Below are 16,564 nucleotides of genomic sequence, written 5' to 3'. Positions count from 1 at the left end.
TTCACGTACGTTCCTCGTTCCCGTGAGTCCTTGGACACGGGCAGGGCATATGCCCGAAGGTCGGTGCCGAGAAGGACCTTAACCCCGCTCTGTACCTCAGGTGAGGGTGTTGGTGAGGTGCGGCCCGATGTATCCGATGAAGATCCCGTGCTCGGCGCGGGCGGCGTCGTGGTAGTGCAGGCGTGGAGCGACGGTGTTGCCGCCGCCGATCCTCACGTGCGCGCCCATGAACAGCCGGCAGGCTGGATCCACGTGTTCCGGGACGGGGAAGGTCCGTTCCTTGCGCCAGGCGTTGTTCGTCTTCACCGTCCTGGACTCGTCGCGCACGACCTTACGGGGCGATATCGCGTGCCTGCCGCCCGGAGCGTCCTCGCACCACTGCTTGAAGTCACGGAAGGCCGCGCCGTCGGCGGGGGCGTCGACCGAGACGTCGGCGTAGTCCCGAAGCGCCAGCAGTGCGTCCCAGGCCATGCGGACCCAGGAGGAACCGTACGCCTGGTCGTCCAGTTCCAGGGTGATCTTCCTGGCTCCGGTGAAGTGCACGCGAGGCATCTCCTCGATCCGTTCCAGGATCTCCGCGAAGGACTCGGGGACAGCGGGACCGCCGTCGTCCGGGGCGTACGCGGCTTCGGCGGCGCCGAGGGCGAGCAGGCGCTTCTGCACGGTGACGAGCTGGACCCGGCTCTCGTGCAGTTCCCGGTACTGCTCGTCGTACTCGGCGATCAGCGTGATCTCGTCGCTCCTGGCGCGCTGGAGTTCGTTCTTCAGGTCCCTGATCTCGTCGGCCCGTACCCGCTGCTCGCGCCCGGCTTCCTCGAGGATCTCGAAGAGGGCATGGTTCTCGTCCCTCAGCCGCTCCAGCTCGGAGCTGCCCGAGCTCTCCTTGGTACGCGCGCGCAACACGGGCACCGCGTCCAGCTCGGGCGGCAGTGGCGCCCGGGTGGCGAGGCCCTGGGGAAGCTGGGCGAGCAGGCGGCGGGCCCGGGCCGGGTTCTCGGCGACGACCCGGTGCGACATGACGCGGTGGCGCTGGCCGTCGGCCGCCCAGGCCGGGTCCACACCAGGAAGGAAGGTCCGGATGCCGCCGCCGTACACCCGGTGGTACTCCATGAGCCGGTTGAAGCGGTTGTCCGCCCCGGGCGCGAGGGCGTAGAGGATGGCGAGGCCGGCCAGGGGACGGACCAGCGGGTCCAGGGTCCGCTCCAGCCAGACATCGAAGTCGGCCCCGTTCGGGGCGGTGGCCATGACGATCGGGAGACGACGCTCCGCGTCGCACAACTCGTCGATGACGGAGTCGATGTCGGCCGCCTCGACGACCTGTGGCATCCGGGTCACGTCCGCGAGCCCGTCGCGGGCCTGAAGGACGTCCAGCAGGCTTGCCGCGAGACGGGGGGTCTTTGCGGGCGTCGGCAACGTGTCCGGATCGTCGGGAAGGTGCTCCACGTCCAGCTGTACGCGGGTCGGCCGGCTCTCCGTCTGCCTGATCACCAGGGTCGTCTGCCAGGTGCCGTCCGGGGCGGTCTCCCGGAGGCGCCAACGCCCGTACGCCCCGCCGGTGCCGGTCGCCGAGTCGTGGTCGAGCGTGACTCCCCGGGCTATCTCGTTGCGTCCCTCCGCGAACGCCTGGATGTCGTAGTTCTTGGGCGGTTCACGCAGCCAGTCCCGGAGCCGGGCGTCGACCTGCGCGCCGGTGCTGACGTAGTCGAGGCCGCTGGTGACGACCATGCGGTAGCGGCGTGTGTCCATGCCGTGGTCCTTTCGGTGCACCGGTCAGGCTTCGGTCCGCTCGGGTCCTTGGCGGAGGGCGGCGAGCAGTTCGACGACGTCGTCGTGCCAGGCCTTGACCTCGCCCGGGGTGGGCGGGAGTTCGTACGTGTGGTGGTGGCAGGCCGCGCTGAGCGCGGACCACACGGCGTACCACTGACGGGCCACGGAGCACGGGGCGTACCACTCCAGACAGAGCGCCTTGGTACGGCCACGGCTGTGCGCCATGGCGGGGCTGACTTGCCGCCAGAAGCCGTCCATGGCCTCGTCCAGGGCCAGCCGGAGCAGGGCGGCGGCGGCTCGGGCGCGGAGTCCCGGCGCGAGGGTGTGGATGACGCCGGAGGGAGGGAGCAGCAGATGACGGGCGGCCGCGGCTAGGTCGTCGGGGGTACGGGTCATCGGCCGCGCACCGCCTTCGCAAGGCGCTCGGTGTCCCGGACCAGGTCCATGCGGTCGCCGATCGGGGTGAGGAGCTGGTGGGCGCCGGCGTTGCACCGCTCGATGAGCGCGCGGGCCCAGGGGCCGTGGTCCTGGGCGACGGCGGCGAGGACCTGGGCGGGCTCCATGGTGCTGTCGTAGAAGGCGAGCGCGGCGAGTTCGGTGAGCTTGTGTGCCTTGCCGATCCTGGCCTCGACATCGGCGTGGCCGTGGCCTTCGGCCCGCAGGCGGCGCCGTGCGGGTTCCAGGCAGGCGGCCTCCAGGGCGCCACGGCACATCTGGGGCAGGACCCGGTCGGCGACGTCCTGCGGCACGTTCGGGTCCTTGGCGACGGCCCGGGCCTCGCTCAGCGCGAGGGAGACCGGGTCGTCGGTGCGGGTGACCTTGACGACGGAGTCGGTCTGCCGGGAGACCTGCATGATCGTCGCGGGGATGCGCAGGTGGCGGATGGCCTGCTGGAGGCGGGTGTCGTGAGTGAAGACGATCACCTGGCGGCGCTGGGCACAGGCGTGGAGGACCCGCGCGAGCCCCTCGACCTTCTCCGGGTCCATGGACTGCACCGGGTCGTCGATCACCAGGAATCCGAAAGGGCTGTCGGGGTGGGTGGCGCGAGGGAGGAACAGCGAGAGGGCGAGCGAGTGCAGTTCACCCTGGCTCATCACGCCGAAGGCGGGCGCGTCCATGGCGTCCACGGACACGTCGAGCTTCACCTTGCGCTGGTTGGCCGTCCCCGTCAGGCCGATCGAGCCGAGCGTGACGCTGCTGCGCTCGCAGAGCAGCTTCCAGATGGTCTGCGACTGGTCGGCGAACGGGCGCAGCCGCTCCTCGCGGAGTTCGTCGGTGACCTTCTTGAGCCAGGTCTGCGCGTCCTTGAGCCGCTTGCCGAGCAATGCGGCCTCGGCGGCCCGGTCGGCGGCGGCCAGCCATTCGGCGAGGCGCACCCCGAGCGGCTGCCAGCCGGCGTCCTGATCAGCGAGCAGGCGGGCCGCCTGCTCGCTCTCTTGTCGGCAGGCGTCGGCGAGGGCGGCCGAAAGGCGCTCGACCTGATCCGCCAGCGGGCGGGGGTCGGTCACGCTCCGGCACAGGGACCATTCCCGCCAGAGGGTGGCGAGCGGCGAGTCCTCCGGCCGGAGCCATACGGGAACGGGTTGGACGAGATCGTGGACGGCGCGGATGGCGCCGCGCAGGTCGTCGCGCGCGGACTGCGCTTCCGCGGCTTCGTGCTGGAGCCGTTCGACCTGCTCCCGGGCGCGCACCGCCCAGTCGTCGTCGAGCAGTCCGGGGGTGTCGCAGACGGGGCAGTCGGCGGTCCGCGCCCGCCGCCGGTGGTCGAGCACCCGCTCCAGGAGGTCGGAGAGACGGCGGGCGTCCTCGGCGGAGCCGGACCGCGCGTCATCGGCCCGGGCCGCGGCTTCCCGCAGCCGCGTCACGGCACCGCTGATGTCGCTCAGATCAGGCCCTTCGAGGGTGGAGAGCCCGCGCAGCCTTTCGAGTTCGGCGTTGTCGCCTTCGGGCCGTGCGGCGAGGAGGGTGCGAACGCGTTCGCGGTCCGGGCGGCGTGCGGAGAGAACCTCCACGGCCGCGACGGCCCTCGGGTCGCCGGAGCCCCGCAGTTCGGTGAGGACCGTGGCTGCCAGGTCGGTGACCTTCTTCTCGCCGTCCTTGATCGCCTTGAGGCGGGCTCCCGCCTCCTTATAGGCCTCGGAGAGCTGCTCCAGGCCGAGGATCTGGGCGAGTCCGTCATGGAGGGCGGTCATGGGGCCGTTGATCACGGCCCCGAGTTCGCTGTACGAGAGGAACGGCCGGTACAGCGCGAGCTCCTCCGCGCCGACGACCTGATGCAGTTCGGCATCGGGCTCGCCGGGCCGGCGGACCGCCACCCGCGCGTCACTCAGGTTCGCACCGTGCCAGCTCCTGCCAATGGTGGCCGGAGCCGCCGCACCGTCGCGGGAGCACACCACCTCCACACGGGGAGTCGCGGGGTTGTGCAGATTGCGCCACCCCTGCCGCCAGATCTGTGTACGGTCCTGCCAGCGGAAGTTGTCGCCCGTCAGCGTCATCTCGGCAGCCTCGGCGAAGCTGGACTTCCCGGAGCCGTTGCGTCCGGCGACGACGGTGAGTCCCGGTGCCGGCGTGAGGTCGAGCGTGGCCTCCGGCCCGATGCCCCGCCACCCGGCAGCCGTGATGGAGCGCAGGAAGAGGGGTCCCGTCCGGGTGGCCGTTCCGTTCGGAGCCTCGGGGAACAGGTCGCGCAACAGGTCCGCCGTCTCCGGCTCCACGCTGGAAACGGCCAGGCGCTTGAGGACGAGGTCGCGGAGGGACGGGTGGGACTGATCGCTCACGGCGGCTCCAGGCAAGGGAACTGCGGTACGGCGGTGGACCGCATCTCAGAACCACACCTTGACGCACTCGCGTTAGCGACGTCAACAGACCAATCTGGCCATTACGACTGTGGACGTGTGTACGATCGCCGAAGTTGAAGTTGCCGAACGCTTCGCCGACTGCGCCTCATCGATCGGAAGGGGATGTCACTCCGTGTCTAGATGATCGACGAAGATGCCGATCAGGATGCGGCCCCCCAGACGCTGATCGGGCAGGCTGAAGTGCACCCTGTTTCGGTTCGGCTCCTTCTTCGCATGCCACTCGCAGCGGTAGGTCTCCCCCACGTGATCCACATCCCGCTGCGCCATGATGCGGGCCTTGGAGCGTGTGTTGGGGCTCTCCGGGGAGAGAACGAGGCCGTGGTGGCCGAGCTCCGCCTGGACGTTCGCCGCCACTCCCGCGTGCTTGGCCACGGCGTCTGCGAAATGGTCGTTCACCACAGTGAGGACGTGGACGACCCAGTCCCTCAACTGGCCGTAACCACCATCGAACTTCCGGAAGGCGAGGGACTCGGCGAAGACCAGCCCGGGAAACGCCTCCCTCGCCCGCTCGAAGAACTCGTTCTCCCTGACGCCCTCACGAGCGAACAGCGAGCGCCAGAACTCCGGCAGCCCCTGCGGCCCCCCCGAAGAAGAACACGTCCCGCTCGATGTGCTCCGAGGTCTTGTCTTCCCTGGCCGTGACCGAATGCCATCCTCGGCGCCTGGACACGGTAAAGACCAGACATCCCACGCTGTGCCCGTTCCCGGCGTGCCACCAGGAGTGTCCGACGGAGAGCGCAAGACACGGCTCCGCCCCGTTCACCGATACCTCATCAGGCAGGCCGGGCAGATCCGGGTCCCAGGACGGGCAGCGGTCCATCAGCCTGGCCATCCGCAGCCTCGCGTCCCGCCCGGCCTTCGGAGTCCCGCCCTCGTACAGGACTTCGTGAAGGTCGCGTCCCTCCGCGCACTCCGCGTCGAACCACCACGGCGAGACGTTGACCGTGCGCGTCTCTCTCAGCTCTTCGAGGGCGTCGTTGAACGCGTCCATGGCATCGGTCAACGCCTCCTCGGTGAGCCCCCGGAAGTCGAACGACGACTCGTCGACCACGAACCTGGCCGGCTCACCTCCCCCTGCGCCTGGCACGCGCCAGCCTCCCCAGATCGCGCTCGATCTGGTCGAAGAATCCCTCCGGCCAGTCGCTCAACTCACCTCTCTCGGTGAGTTCGATGGGTACGGAGCCTGCCGCCTCCGCCCCGAAGTAGTGGATCAGCGCCGACTCCGGACCGATGGTCCGATCCTCGGCGACACCGAGACGGACACCGTTGATCACATGGTCGCTGTGGGTCTCCACGATGACCTGGGCCCCCGCTCCCACGACCCTCGCGAGAAAGCGCCCCAGCTGGGACTGGCCCCCCGGATGCAGGTGGGCCTCGGGATTCTCCACGATCAGGATGTCACCGGGCACGGTGAGCAGCCCGGCCACGATGACCGGCAGCGCGTAGGAGAAGCCGAACCCCATGTTGGTGGGGCGGATCGCCTCACTGAGCAGGCCCGGCTCCCGGAAGCGGATCGTGCTCGCCGTGATCCCGGGCGGCCACTGGGCCATGATCTCGATGGGCCGAATGATCTCGGACGCCCACATCTCGGTCTGGGTCCGCAGGACGGTGACACCGTGGGTGGCCTCGGTGTCCGGGTGCCGCAGCTCCGCCCGTACGGGCCGGCTCTCGTGCAGGGCGAGCACCTGAGCCGTGTACTCGCCGCGGACGCCGACCCCGAGCAGCTCCGGGTGCTCGGCGGAGACGTCGAGCTGGTCCCGGGGGCCAAGGCGTTCGGCGCAGAGATAGGTGAAAGCGCATCCCTGGCCGGTCAGCTCGGGAAGTGGGGCGTCGGAGGAGGGTTCGACGGCGAGGTAGAGGGCCTGCTCATCGGGGACGGCGAAGGTGAGATCGCTCGGCGGCACGTCGGCTTGATCGCTTTCGGTCCTGACCTCGATGACCGAGTCCGGCGCGTCGGGGTGCAGCAGTTCGTGCGCTTCGCCCAGGGCAAGTCCGTGCGGGCCGTTGAGCCGCACCACGCGGCTGCCCGGAGCGTCGGCGAGCTGGCGGGCGAGGAGCAGCGCCTGGATGACGGTGCTCTTCCCGGTTCCGTTGAGGCCAGTCAGGACGGTGAGCGGCCGCAGGGCGAACGAGGCCTCGGCGAAGCGCTTGAAGTGGCGGATGCCCAGGGAGGTGATCACCGGCCGGCCTCGGCGGCGAGGCGGGTGACACCGAAGCGGTAGATGACGCGCTTGGTGTCACCGGTGGACGAGGTGATCGCTTCCAGATAGCGGTAGTCATGGGTCATCAGGTCGCGTGCCGCCTCGACGATGGATTCCCTGCGGTCCGCGAGATCGCGGCCGTCGTACGTCGTCAGCGTGATGGCCCATGCTTCGAAGAGTGCCCGGTTGATCGGATACTTGCCCTGGCTCGGTCCCTGTGGCCATTTCCTGAATGCCTGCCCCGCGAAGACCAGGTACGCGTTCTCCATGGCGTGGCGGAAGTCGGCCATCATGTGGTCGAGCTTGGTGTCATCCACCTCGCTCGGATTGTCCAGCATGGCAGTGGTGCGCTGGAGGAACGGGTCCATCGCCCCGAATCTCATATACTCCTCCGCACCATGCAGCCAGAAGGCGGCGAAGCGGAGAGCCATCTCCCGGTCGTTCATACGCTCATGGCCACCGAGACCGTTGGTGGCCGCGTTGAATTCGTCCGAGGACGTCATCATCCTGAGGGTCCGCCGGCTTCGGTCCTTGCTCATGCAGTGCCGGATCTCCTGCGCGTTGAGTGGAGTTCCACCCGTGTTGATGCGCTTGAAGATGTCGTACATGACATCGGGCGGGGTCGTCGGGTCGATGACATGGGCCATGATCTGCGCGTTGTTGATCCGCCGCTTCCACGGCGCGGGCAGATCCTCGAACCGCTTCCCCTCTACCGACTCTTCCAGATATTCCAGCCCCTTGAGCGCGAATCCCGCCTTCTCCCCGCCCCGCACGAAGTCGTGGATCGTCGAGAGGCGCTGAAGGCCGTCCACGACCCGCATGAACCCTTCGGAGTCCTCGGCGAAATAGAACGCCGGAAGCGGGATCTGCAGCAGGACAGACTCGATGAGACGGGACTTCTGGACATGCTTCCAGACACGGCCACGCTGGAAATCAGGAGCGAGCTCCAGCGACTCGTCGTCGATCATGTCCAGTGCGTTGCGGAGCGAGAACTGCTTGGTGTTGACCCGGATCTGCTCGGGCTTCCACGGGCGCTCGATCTCAGGGATCGCCTCGTCCTCCGCCTCCGCCTCGACTCCCGTAGGCATGTCGAGAAAGTACTCTTCCTGAATCGGGGGCGGCGGGGTCTCCGAGGTCGTCATGCGGTCGATCGTAGCCGGGAGAGCTCGGTGCGGGAGCGGCGACGCCGGGCGAGGCCCCGTACCGAAGCACATGCCGGTGAGGTCCTCTAACCTGAGGCCGGGCGGCCCTCCAGCCGCGGCATGACTCGGGTGGGGACGAAGAGGGAGCAGTCATGGTCCGGCGGATGGCGGACGACGCGTTTCGCGTCGCTCAAGAGCAGAATCGGTACGCGCCGCACGTGCGCGCGATCAACGAACTGGTCGACGGTCTGCGCGACCAGGACGACCGGGGCTGGATGCCGTATGTCGCCCCCTGGCACGGCGGAGTCGACGCACGTGTCCTGTCCGTACTGCGCGATCCCGGCCCCAAGACGCAGGACGGCTCCGGCTCGGGATTCCTGTGCGTGGAGAACGACGACCCGACCGCCGAGCGTCAGTGCCATGCCTTCAAGGAGGCCGGCATCGACATCCGCGACACCACACCCTGGAACGCCTACCCCTGGTACATCAACCAGAAGCCCGACGCCTCCCAGCAGGAGGCCGGCGCGGAAGTCCTCGCGCGCCTCCTCGGGTTGATGCCGAATCCGCGCGTCGTCCTGCTCCAGGGCGGTGACGCGCAGGCCACGTGGCGACGGCTCGAGAAGCGACATCCCGAGTTCGCGGGAGAGGTATGGTTCCAGGTGGTGCGTACGTATCACCCCGGCCGGCAGGCACTGTGGTCGCCCGATCCCGAGGTCCGAGCGTCTCGCGAACAGCATCGCAAGGACGCGCTGCAGAGGGTGGCGGACATACTCCGGTCCTGACCGCGCCCCGGACAGACCTTTGCGATCCGCTCCGGTTGTCCGGCCGGAACGCCATCATTGGCCCATGGCCGCTCTCAGCCCCGTCCAGTTGCTCACCACCCATGTCCGGTCCGTCCTTGGCGACGGACCTTTCCCTCCGCCAGGTGGCTGGACTCACATGGGCACCGTCATCTGCGATGTCAGCTTCCAGGCGCGCCGCAAGTACGAGTCGACCATCCGGCCTCGGCTGCTCCAGCTCCAGTCGGCATGGCCGGACGCCGTCACCGTCGGCGGCTTCCAGGCACGCCTGGCCACGGAAGACCTCGGCGTCGCCATGAGGTTCAACAGCCCCGGCAGAGTCGCGACCGCCCATGCCCTCACCGATCTGCTGGCCGCGAGGGGTGTCGACACCCGCGATGATCTCCACTATTGGCTCGGCGATGCGGACAACCGTGCGGCCCTTCGACAGGTGAAGGGGGTGGGACCGAAGAGCGTCGACTACATCGGCAACCTGGTCGGGCGGTCGCAGGTCGCCGTGGACGTGCACCTTCGGGCCTTCGCCGCGGAGGCCGGTGTGACCGGCCTCCCTTACGAGAAGCTGCGAGCCGTGTACGTGGAGACCGCGGCCTGCCTCGGGCACGAACCCGGTGGGCTCGAGCACGCCGTCTGGCGGTTCAAGGCACAGGCGGGGTGACTCCCCGCCCAGCGACGGCGTGGGCTCCTCACCCTGAGGGCGGAGCGACCGCGAAGACGGATCCCGTGCTCGATCCTGCGTACACCACACCCTTCAGGACCAGGGGTTCCACGACCGAGCCGACCTCATTCACGAGCCTTCTGTTCGGATCTCGTCGTTCTGCGCTCCGCCACAGAAGCTCCCCTGTGGCCTGACTGACACAGACGATCCGCCCGTCGCCGGCCAAAATGTACAACCGGTCGCCCGCGAGCACCGGTCGCGACGGAGACTCGACGTCCGTCTCCACGAACCAGTGCCGCCGGCCCGTCCGCAGATCGTAGGAGGCCAGTGCGCCGTCGGCCCGGCTCACATACACCGTGTCACCCTGCGCGCGGAAGACGCTCAGTCTGCCCGCGCCTGTGGAGATGCGCTTCGCGCTCCCATCCGCCAGGCCGACGCGGGTGATGCTCAGGTCATCGCCCAGAAAGGAAACAGCTTCGCTGTCGGCGGCAATCGGCGTGCCCGGGCCCTTGTCGAAGGTGGCGATCTTCTTGGTCGTACGCAGTGTGGCCGGGTCGAAGGCGGCCATGGATCTGGCATAGGGGTCACCCACCCGAGCCTCCAGCAGGTACGTCCCCTGGTCTCCGGCATCGAAGAGGTCGTACCACCCCCCGGCGGGAAAGGTCCTGGACGCGATGACCTTGCCTGTCCGTGCGTCCCTGGTCTTGAAGCGGAAAGTATCCACACGCGGATACGTCAGCGTGACTGTGGACTCACGCAGGATGACGGACCGGAGATCTGCCGTCGGATCCGACCACAGACGGTCACCTGAATCGATGTCGAGCGCGAGGAGCCCTTCGCTGCTCATGTCCGTGACCAGGACCGTGTCGCCCGCGATCCCCACGACCGCCCCCGTGGACCTATTCCCTTCGCCGTGCCGCTTGCTCCACATGACCCGTCCAGAAGCCACGTCGAGCCGCTCGGCCAGTCCACCGGCCTGCACGCAGACGAGCACATCCTCGCTGCCGCCACAGGAAGGAGGCTCGCCCAGGCCTCGTGCCATGGACGTCGTGGGCTTCCGCTCCCACAAGGTCCATCCCTTCGGCCGCATGGCCGCCGCCTCTTCGACCATGGGGCCGGTCGGCCTCGGTGACGCACTCGCGGTGGGGGAAGCGGAGCGCTTGCCGTCAGCCGGGTTCCCTGGCCCGCCGCCCTCTCGCATCATCGGCACAGCCACGACAGCCATCACAGCCGCGATCACGGCCAGGGCAGTCAGCAGATAGGTTCGCGACCGCAGTCGTGGCCGGGGGGTGTCGGCAGACCCCGCCAGCTCTGCCCCTCCCTTCGTCTCCGGCGCCCCTCGGGGATCCTCCGGCTCGGCCGATGTCGCCGCAGGCGTGAGCCTCTTCGCCTCTGGGGATTCCGGCTCCTTGCCGTGCAGCAGAGCGAGCAGTTCCGTGGGAGATGGCCGGCCGGACGGCTCCTTGCAGAGGCATTTCTCGATGACGGAACGCAGACCTGGTGAGACTCCGGCGAGGTCGGGCTCGTCCTGCGCGATCTTCATCGCGATCGCGATGGGAGGGGTGCCGGTGTCCCCGTCGAACGGCCCACGCCCGGTCGCGGCGTAGGCGAGGACCCCGCCCAGTGCGAACACATCGGCCGCCGACCCCACTTCACGCGGGGTGCTCAGCTGCTCCGGCGCCATGAAGGACACCGTTCCGAGGATCTTTCCGGTCCGGGTACGCGGTTCCGCCTCCAGGACCCGGGCGATGCCGAAGTCGATGACCCGGGGACCGTCGTCCGTCAGCAGCACATTGCTGGGTTTCAGGTCGCGGTGCACCAAGCCGGCCCGGTGAATGTCGCGCAGAGCCTCGGCGAGTCCCTGCCCCAACCGCCATACAGCGCTCTCCTCAAGAGCCCCCTTCTCGCGGATGCGACGGGAAAGCGTCGGGGCATCGAAGTACTGCGTCGCCATCCAAGGGGGCTCGGCGTCGGGGTCGGCGCCCACGACCGCGGCGGTGAACGCTCCACTGACCTGTCGCGCGGCGTCGATCTCCTGGCGAAAGCGCGCGGTGATCGGTGTCGTCGACGAACTCCCCACGGATGATCTTCAGGGCGACCCGGCGGCCCGACGGTGACACGGCCAGATAGACGACGCCCATCCCACCCTGGCCGATGCGACGCTCGATGCGGTATTCCCTGACCACCTGCGGCGGCGGCGCGTCGTTCCAGCTCAAAGGCCCCCCTGTGCGTCTCCGCAGTGGCCCGACTCGCCGCTGTGCCCCGAGGCGAGCCGAAGGCTCACAGTCCTGCCTCTCACGGGCAGCACGGAGGCTAGCGCATTCCTCGTCGCCGACAGGTCGTGTGTGATCACGCGGCACCGCCGAACGCGTTCACACACTCTAAAAGCGGCTGGATCTCATGGTCACGTGTCTTGATTCGACCCTCCTGACAGGGCGCCGGAGAGGGAAGCGCCCTCGACCCCTGCCGGCCCGACCTCCGCCCACACCGTCTTGCCACTCGGCGGATACGGTTCCACGCCCCAGCGGTCGGCGAGGGCCGCGACCAGGAGAAGCCCTCGGCCCGACTCTGCCTCGTACGACAGGCCTTCGGGGTCCGACGGCAGGGCGGGAGGCGTCTCGCCGCGCGGGTCGGTGACCTCGATGCGGAGAACGCCCGGCGAGGACACACAGGTGAGGGCGACCCTGAAGTCGCGCCCCTGGAGACGGCCGTGCCTGACGGCGTTTGCCGCGAGTTCGGCGACGATCTGCTCCGTGCGTTCGGCCACGCTGGGTGACGCCTCCCAGGCCGTCAGCCGTTCCATGACGAGCAGGCGGGCGAGGCGGGCGCCACGGCGGGTGGAGGACAGCCGCTAGGCGAACGTCCGCACGGCGGTGAGCTGGTGAGGGGTGATGGTGCGCATGGGATCAGCGTGACGGGCGCGTGGGAGCGCGCTCCAGGAGCGAGGTTCGTACGCTGCGTCAGCGTACGGGCACATTGAGTGGACGGTACGGGCTCGTACGCGTCACGCTGAGTGCTGCCGACCCGGGAACGGAGGTCGGCGTACGGGCGCGTCAGGAGGTGGCCGCGAATGGCGGAGGACGTCGAGGTCGTGACGGACGGGTTGGACGGCATGGACGAGGCGGAGGAAACGGAGGGTGTGGAGGGTGCGGATGAGCAGGGTCGGGAACCCGATCCGTCGGACAGCCTGCGGACCTTCGGGGCAGTCGTCCAGGCCCTGCGGGAGCACGCGGGGTTGAGCAGGGCCGATTTCGGGGAGATCGTCCGGTTCTCCAAGCACACGGTGGAGTCAGTGGAGTTGGGGCGGCGGGTGCCGGACGAGGCCTTCGTCGAGCGAGGAGAAGTCGCCCTGGGGAACACCGGGGCGCTCCGGAGGTCCGCGCCGTTTCTGTCCCGGGCCGAGTCGGGGCTGGCGGTGTGGTTCCGCCGGTGGGCGCGGCTGGAGAAGGTGGCGGTGAGCCTGTGCACGTACGAGTGCAGGCTGGTGCCGGGGCTGTTGCAGTCGGAGGCGTACGCGCGGGCGGTGTTCGACAACAGCATTCCGCTCCTGACGGAGCGGCAGCTGGAGACCCAGCTCGCCGCCCGCCTGAAGCGCCGGAGGATGCTGTACGAGCGGCCGACCGTCCCGTTCAGCTTCATCGTGGAGGAACATGTCTTCCGCCGCAGGCTGGGTGGGGCGGAGGTGCACCGGAGCATGCTGGACCTGGTGCTTGAGCTGACCAAGCCGCGCAACGTGACCCTGCAAGTGGTTCCGCTGGAGGCCGAGGTCCACGGCTGCCTGGACGGGCCGGTACAACTCCTTGAGACTCCGGACGGACGGCGGCTGGGGTACTCCGAGGGGCAGCAGAACGGGCGCCTGATCTCCGATCCGAAAGAGGTGCGCCTCCTCCAACAGCGCTATGACACACTGCGCTCACAGGCCCTCAACCCCAAGGAATCGCTGGGCCTGTTGGAGCGACTGCGAGGAGAGCTATGAGTACGACCGGACTCGCCTGGTTCAAGTCCAGCTACAGCGGAACCCAGGGCGACAGCTGCGTCGAGGTCGCCGTCACCCCGCAGGCCGTCCACGTCCGGGACTCCAAGGACGTGAAGCGCCGGCCCTTCGCGGTCGGGCGCGAGGGCTGGGCGCGCTTCGTGTCGTTCGCGTCCGAGGACTGAGCGGGCAGCAGCGGGCGGCGGCGGCGAGAGCGCCGCGACCGGGCGCGCGGAAGCCGCCGGGCGGGGCCATGATGGGTCTTAGGCGCGAAGAGCAGAGGTGCGTGCCGTCATGACGATGTCGGTGGGCTCTCTTCGCGCCATGCACGAAAAGCGTGATCCGTCATGAGCACCCCTCCGGAGAACAATCCCCAATGGCAGCCTCCCCCGCAGCCCCCGCCTCCCTTGCCTCCCCCGCAGTCCTCGCGCAAGAGGCGCCGGGTCTTCCTTTGGGTCTTCCTCGCCGTCCAGCTCCTCTTCCTGATCTGGCTGATCACGGGGATCGCTTCCGGCGCGGGCACCCCCGAGGACTGTGACACGCTCGACCAGCAGACCTGCAACGAGGCCGAGAACGTCGGAACCGCGATCGGCGTGGGCCTGATCCTCATCCTGTGGGCCGTCGTGGACATCATCCTGGGCATGACGTACGCGGTGTACCGCTTCTCGAAGCGGCCGTAGCGTTCTGCACTGGCTGGTGAGGGCCGGGACCACGGTCGGGGCCGGCCTCACCACTGTCGGCCCCGACAGGCATCGCGGCGGGACCCTGTATCCCGCGCTCCCCCTTCTCCCCGCGCTCGCCCCGCAGGCCCCCGGTCGCGCCGGAGATCGTTGACGACGGCCAGGGTGGCGGCTATGCCGATCACGAGCCGGCGACGGCTTGATCTCATGCGTCTTCCTTGGGGGCGGCCGGGTTCGTGCCGTTGTACGCCTCAAAAACACGGGCTTGCTCATACTTGCGGACCTGGCCCACTTGAACCGGGCTGAGCCCGTGTGGACGACCGTGGGCCCGGAGAATCTCATCGAAGTACGGCAGTACAGGATCACCGGGGCGGACCACGAGCGACGACAGCAACACCCCTGACACAGACGGGTGCTTGTCCACGGCGATCAGGAGCGCAAGCTTGCCCGCGTCGGGGAGTGCTTCGACCTGCGTACCGGAGGCTTCAGCGAGCGCACGCCAGCCCACGCAGACCCGGCGTCGGGCGGCATCGACAAGGACCCGACGAACGGCATCGACGACATCCTCCCCTGCTTCGCGGTCCCTTGCCCCTGGCCGAGCCTCGGTGCCAGTGATCGCGCCTCCGCTCCGCCGGGTCCTCCGCCTGGCCGCCGTGTAGACACGGTCGCGCTCCAGGCGCCACGCGGCCTCCAAGGTGTGTACGTCCTCGGGCCGTTGCCAGCCCAGCACGTCCAACACCTCGCGGAAGAAGGGCGGCGGGATGTCGTTCCGGTCGTTCGCCCTCACCACTGAGGAATAGACGGGCCGACCCGGCTCGTACGGCTTGTCCACGGCCGCGAGCAACCGCACACGGTCAACCGGGGAGACAGAGGACGGATCGATGTTCTGCCGTTGCAGCAACGTATTCCACTTGACCAGGCCGCGCCCATTCGCCACGAGGTGAAGGTGCTCCCGCAGTCTGCTGACCAGCCAGGCCTCATCCTCCTGCCACGCACGCTCCTCCACTACGTGCAGGGACTTGGCCCGCTGCACGGGGGCGGTCGCCCTGCGCCAGATACCGTGAACGACGGCCGGGGTGAGTTCAGCATCCCAGCCCAGCCCTGCCAGGACGTCCGCGAAGAAGGGGGCGGGGTGGCCGCCGAGCACCTGCCCAGAGGACTTCACCCTCGCCGACAACAGCGGCTTGCCCGAGGTGAGCGGTGCATCGACGGCAACGAGCAGCCGAACCCGGTCAGCAGCCGTGAAATCAGCGGGTCGGGCACCCACGAATCCGACCAACTGCTCCCAGGTGACGAATCTGCCCTGGCGATGTGCCTTCCCAAGGATCCTTCGGAACACCCGCACCGTTCTCTGTTCGTCCAGAGCCCCGCGATCCGGCGCGAAGGCCACGGCCGGGGCAGGTGGCTGTGAAGGGTGAAGGTCCGGCCAGCGGGGGTCCGTGCGGTGCGGGAGCGGGGTCGCCGCATCGGCACGTATGAGCCAGTGGGCGTCTTCAAGCGGGTACAGCTGGGCGGGGCCGGTGAGTACGTGGATGAGGTGCGGCAGCGGCACGGGGGCCTGACTCGACAGGCCGATCCGGGCACGGGTCGCGGCCGATCCTTCGGGCTGCATATCCGCCTCGTAGAAGCGTGTGTGGTCCGTCCGTACCGACGGGACCTCCGCCGCCCCGGTGAACGCGACGCTCCCGGCCTGGAGCGGGAAGACCAACACCGCCGGGGGCACCGGCACGGGATCCGGCTTCTCGGCGAGAGTGGGCGTGACGATGCCGTCGTCCGTCAGCCGGCACTCCGCGAGGGTCGCCCACTCGACGGCATGGCCGGGAAACTGCGTACCGACGTAGACCTGCCGGGTGCCGCGTTCGGTCCGGCAGGAGAACCGGATGGCGTGGCCGTGCTCCTCGACCTCGTTGTGGGCGAGTCCGCTGTCCGTGCCGTACGCCCAGTGGACACCGCGCGCGTGAGCCCTGGCGAGACGATCGAGGTCGCCCTGCCAGGTACGGAGCGGCAGTCGCCCCATCTGCACCCGGATGAGCCGGCGAGCGGATTCGAACCGGACCTCCACCGCCCCGCCGGGCCCGGCGCCGAGGTCCGGGTAGGTGACGGTCACCTTCCGGTGGCCCTGGCCGCGCAGCCAGTCTTGGAGGGCCTGGCCGATGTAGAGGTGGTCGGCGCTGGACTCGCCATTCGCGGTGCGGCGGCACTGCACGGGCGGGCGGTGGGCGAAGTGGCATTTCTTCTCGGTGTAGCGCTTGGCGCTGAGCTTCTTGCCGCAGCCGCCGAGGAGGGTGCCACAGTAGAAATCGTCGCGGGAGCGGCCCCGCATGAAGAGGTCGAACTCGTCGTGATCGTACGGAAGGAAGACGGGGTTGTCGGATCCGGCGCGGCCGAGGACGGCCGTCTGGACCTTACGGGTGTCTTCCTCGTCGGCGAACGGCGTCATGGCGCGGCTCCGGGCGGGCGAGGGGTCAGGGGCGCGGGAGAGTGGTCT

General features: G+C 69.0%; 15 protein-coding genes. 5 read left to right on the top strand and 10 right to left on the bottom strand.

What is annotated here, in order from left to right; all coding sequences use genetic code 11:
- Positions 1–96 precede the first annotated feature (96 nt).
- The 7 genes from BSL84_RS26010 to BSL84_RS25980 form a co-directional block, all read right to left on the bottom strand.
- Entirely contained in the window at positions 97–1,746 is a 1,650-nt protein-coding gene (locus BSL84_RS26010; RefSeq protein WP_079273295.1) for a hypothetical protein, read from the bottom strand.
- Positions 1,747–1,770: 24 nt separating this feature from the next.
- Positions 1,771–2,163 (bottom strand): hypothetical protein, encoded by a 393-nt coding sequence (locus BSL84_RS26005; protein WP_075971234.1) that lies wholly within the window; start codon positions 2,161–2,163, stop codon positions 1,771–1,773.
- Complete coding sequence (locus tag BSL84_RS26000) at positions 2,160–4,544, bottom strand: ATP-binding protein (protein WP_075971233.1); 2,385 nt, start codon at positions 4,542–4,544, stop codon at positions 2,160–2,162. The genes BSL84_RS26005 and BSL84_RS26000 overlap by 4 nt, the downstream gene beginning before the upstream one ends.
- Before the next feature lie 186 nt (positions 4,545–4,730).
- The gene (locus BSL84_RS25995) at positions 4,731–5,024 is read right to left on the bottom strand and encodes a hypothetical protein (RefSeq protein ID WP_234363515.1); all 294 of its coding nucleotides are present in this window, start codon (positions 5,022–5,024) and stop codon (positions 4,731–4,733) included.
- A gap of 136 nt (positions 5,025–5,160) precedes the next feature.
- A complete protein-coding gene (locus tag BSL84_RS25990) occupies positions 5,161–5,676 on the bottom strand; it encodes a hypothetical protein (RefSeq protein ID WP_159393555.1) in 516 nt (171 codons plus the stop codon).
- A gap of 13 nt (positions 5,677–5,689) precedes the next feature.
- Positions 5,690–6,805 carry an AAA family ATPase gene (locus tag BSL84_RS25985; RefSeq protein ID WP_075971230.1) on the bottom strand — a complete coding sequence of 372 codons (1,116 nt, stop codon included), beginning with the start codon at positions 6,803–6,805 and terminating at the stop codon, positions 5,690–5,692.
- A complete protein-coding gene (locus BSL84_RS25980; RefSeq protein WP_075972235.1) occupies positions 6,802–7,968 on the bottom strand; it encodes a DUF262 domain-containing protein in 1,167 nt (388 codons plus the stop codon). Before BSL84_RS25980 ends, BSL84_RS25985 begins: the two co-directional genes overlap by 4 nt.
- Before the next feature lie 164 nt (positions 7,969–8,132).
- Here BSL84_RS25980 and BSL84_RS25975 point away from each other — a divergent pair, with 164 nt between their 5' ends.
- Together BSL84_RS25975 and BSL84_RS25970 are read left to right on the top strand one after the other, a co-directional pair.
- Positions 8,133–8,750, top strand: a complete 618-nt coding sequence (locus tag BSL84_RS25975) for a uracil-DNA glycosylase (RefSeq protein WP_075972234.1) — start codon at positions 8,133–8,135, stop codon at positions 8,748–8,750.
- A 157-nt stretch (positions 8,751–8,907) separates the two neighbouring features.
- On the top strand, positions 8,908–9,423 hold the full coding sequence (locus tag BSL84_RS25970) for a hypothetical protein (protein WP_234363514.1): 516 nt from the start codon (positions 8,908–8,910) through the stop codon (positions 9,421–9,423).
- 28 nt (positions 9,424–9,451) lie between these two features.
- Here the strand turns inward: BSL84_RS25970 and BSL84_RS25965 are convergent, their stop codons facing one another.
- Positions 9,452–11,503 carry a protein kinase domain-containing protein gene (locus tag BSL84_RS25965; RefSeq protein WP_075971228.1) on the bottom strand — a complete coding sequence of 684 codons (2,052 nt, stop codon included), beginning with the start codon at positions 11,501–11,503 and terminating at the stop codon, positions 9,452–9,454.
- A gap of 324 nt (positions 11,504–11,827) precedes the next feature.
- The gene (locus BSL84_RS25960) at positions 11,828–12,271 is read right to left on the bottom strand and encodes an ATP-binding protein (protein WP_267894067.1); all 444 of its coding nucleotides are present in this window, start codon (positions 12,269–12,271) and stop codon (positions 11,828–11,830) included.
- A 264-nt stretch (positions 12,272–12,535) separates the two neighbouring features.
- Between BSL84_RS25960 and BSL84_RS25955 the strand changes: the two genes are divergently transcribed.
- The 3 genes from BSL84_RS25955 to BSL84_RS25945 all read left to right on the top strand — a co-directional run bounded on the left by BSL84_RS25955 (position 12,536) and on the right by BSL84_RS25945 (position 14,076).
- A complete protein-coding gene (locus BSL84_RS25955) occupies positions 12,536–13,399 on the top strand; it encodes a helix-turn-helix domain-containing protein (protein ID WP_075972233.1) in 864 nt (287 codons plus the stop codon).
- Entirely contained in the window at positions 13,396–13,581 is a 186-nt protein-coding gene (locus BSL84_RS25950) for a DUF397 domain-containing protein (RefSeq protein ID WP_075971226.1), read from the top strand. Before BSL84_RS25955 ends, BSL84_RS25950 begins: the two co-directional genes overlap by 4 nt.
- A 162-nt stretch (positions 13,582–13,743) precedes the next feature.
- Positions 13,744–14,076: a hypothetical protein gene (locus BSL84_RS25945; RefSeq protein WP_075971225.1), complete on the top strand. Its 333-nt coding sequence runs from the start codon at positions 13,744–13,746 to the stop codon at positions 14,074–14,076.
- A 205-nt stretch (positions 14,077–14,281) separates the two neighbouring features.
- Here the strand turns inward: BSL84_RS25945 and BSL84_RS25940 are convergent, their stop codons facing one another.
- Positions 14,282–16,516, bottom strand: coding sequence for a competence protein CoiA family protein (locus BSL84_RS25940; protein WP_075971224.1), 2,235 nt, complete (start codon positions 16,514–16,516; stop codon positions 14,282–14,284).
- Between the last annotated feature and the right edge of the window lie 48 nt (positions 16,517–16,564).

Origin of the sequence: Streptomyces sp. TN58, assembly GCF_001941845.1 — a bacterium.
Taxonomy (GTDB): Bacteria; Actinomycetota; Actinomycetes; order Streptomycetales; family Streptomycetaceae; genus Streptomyces.
This window is presented reverse-complemented; position numbering and strand designations above follow the sequence as displayed.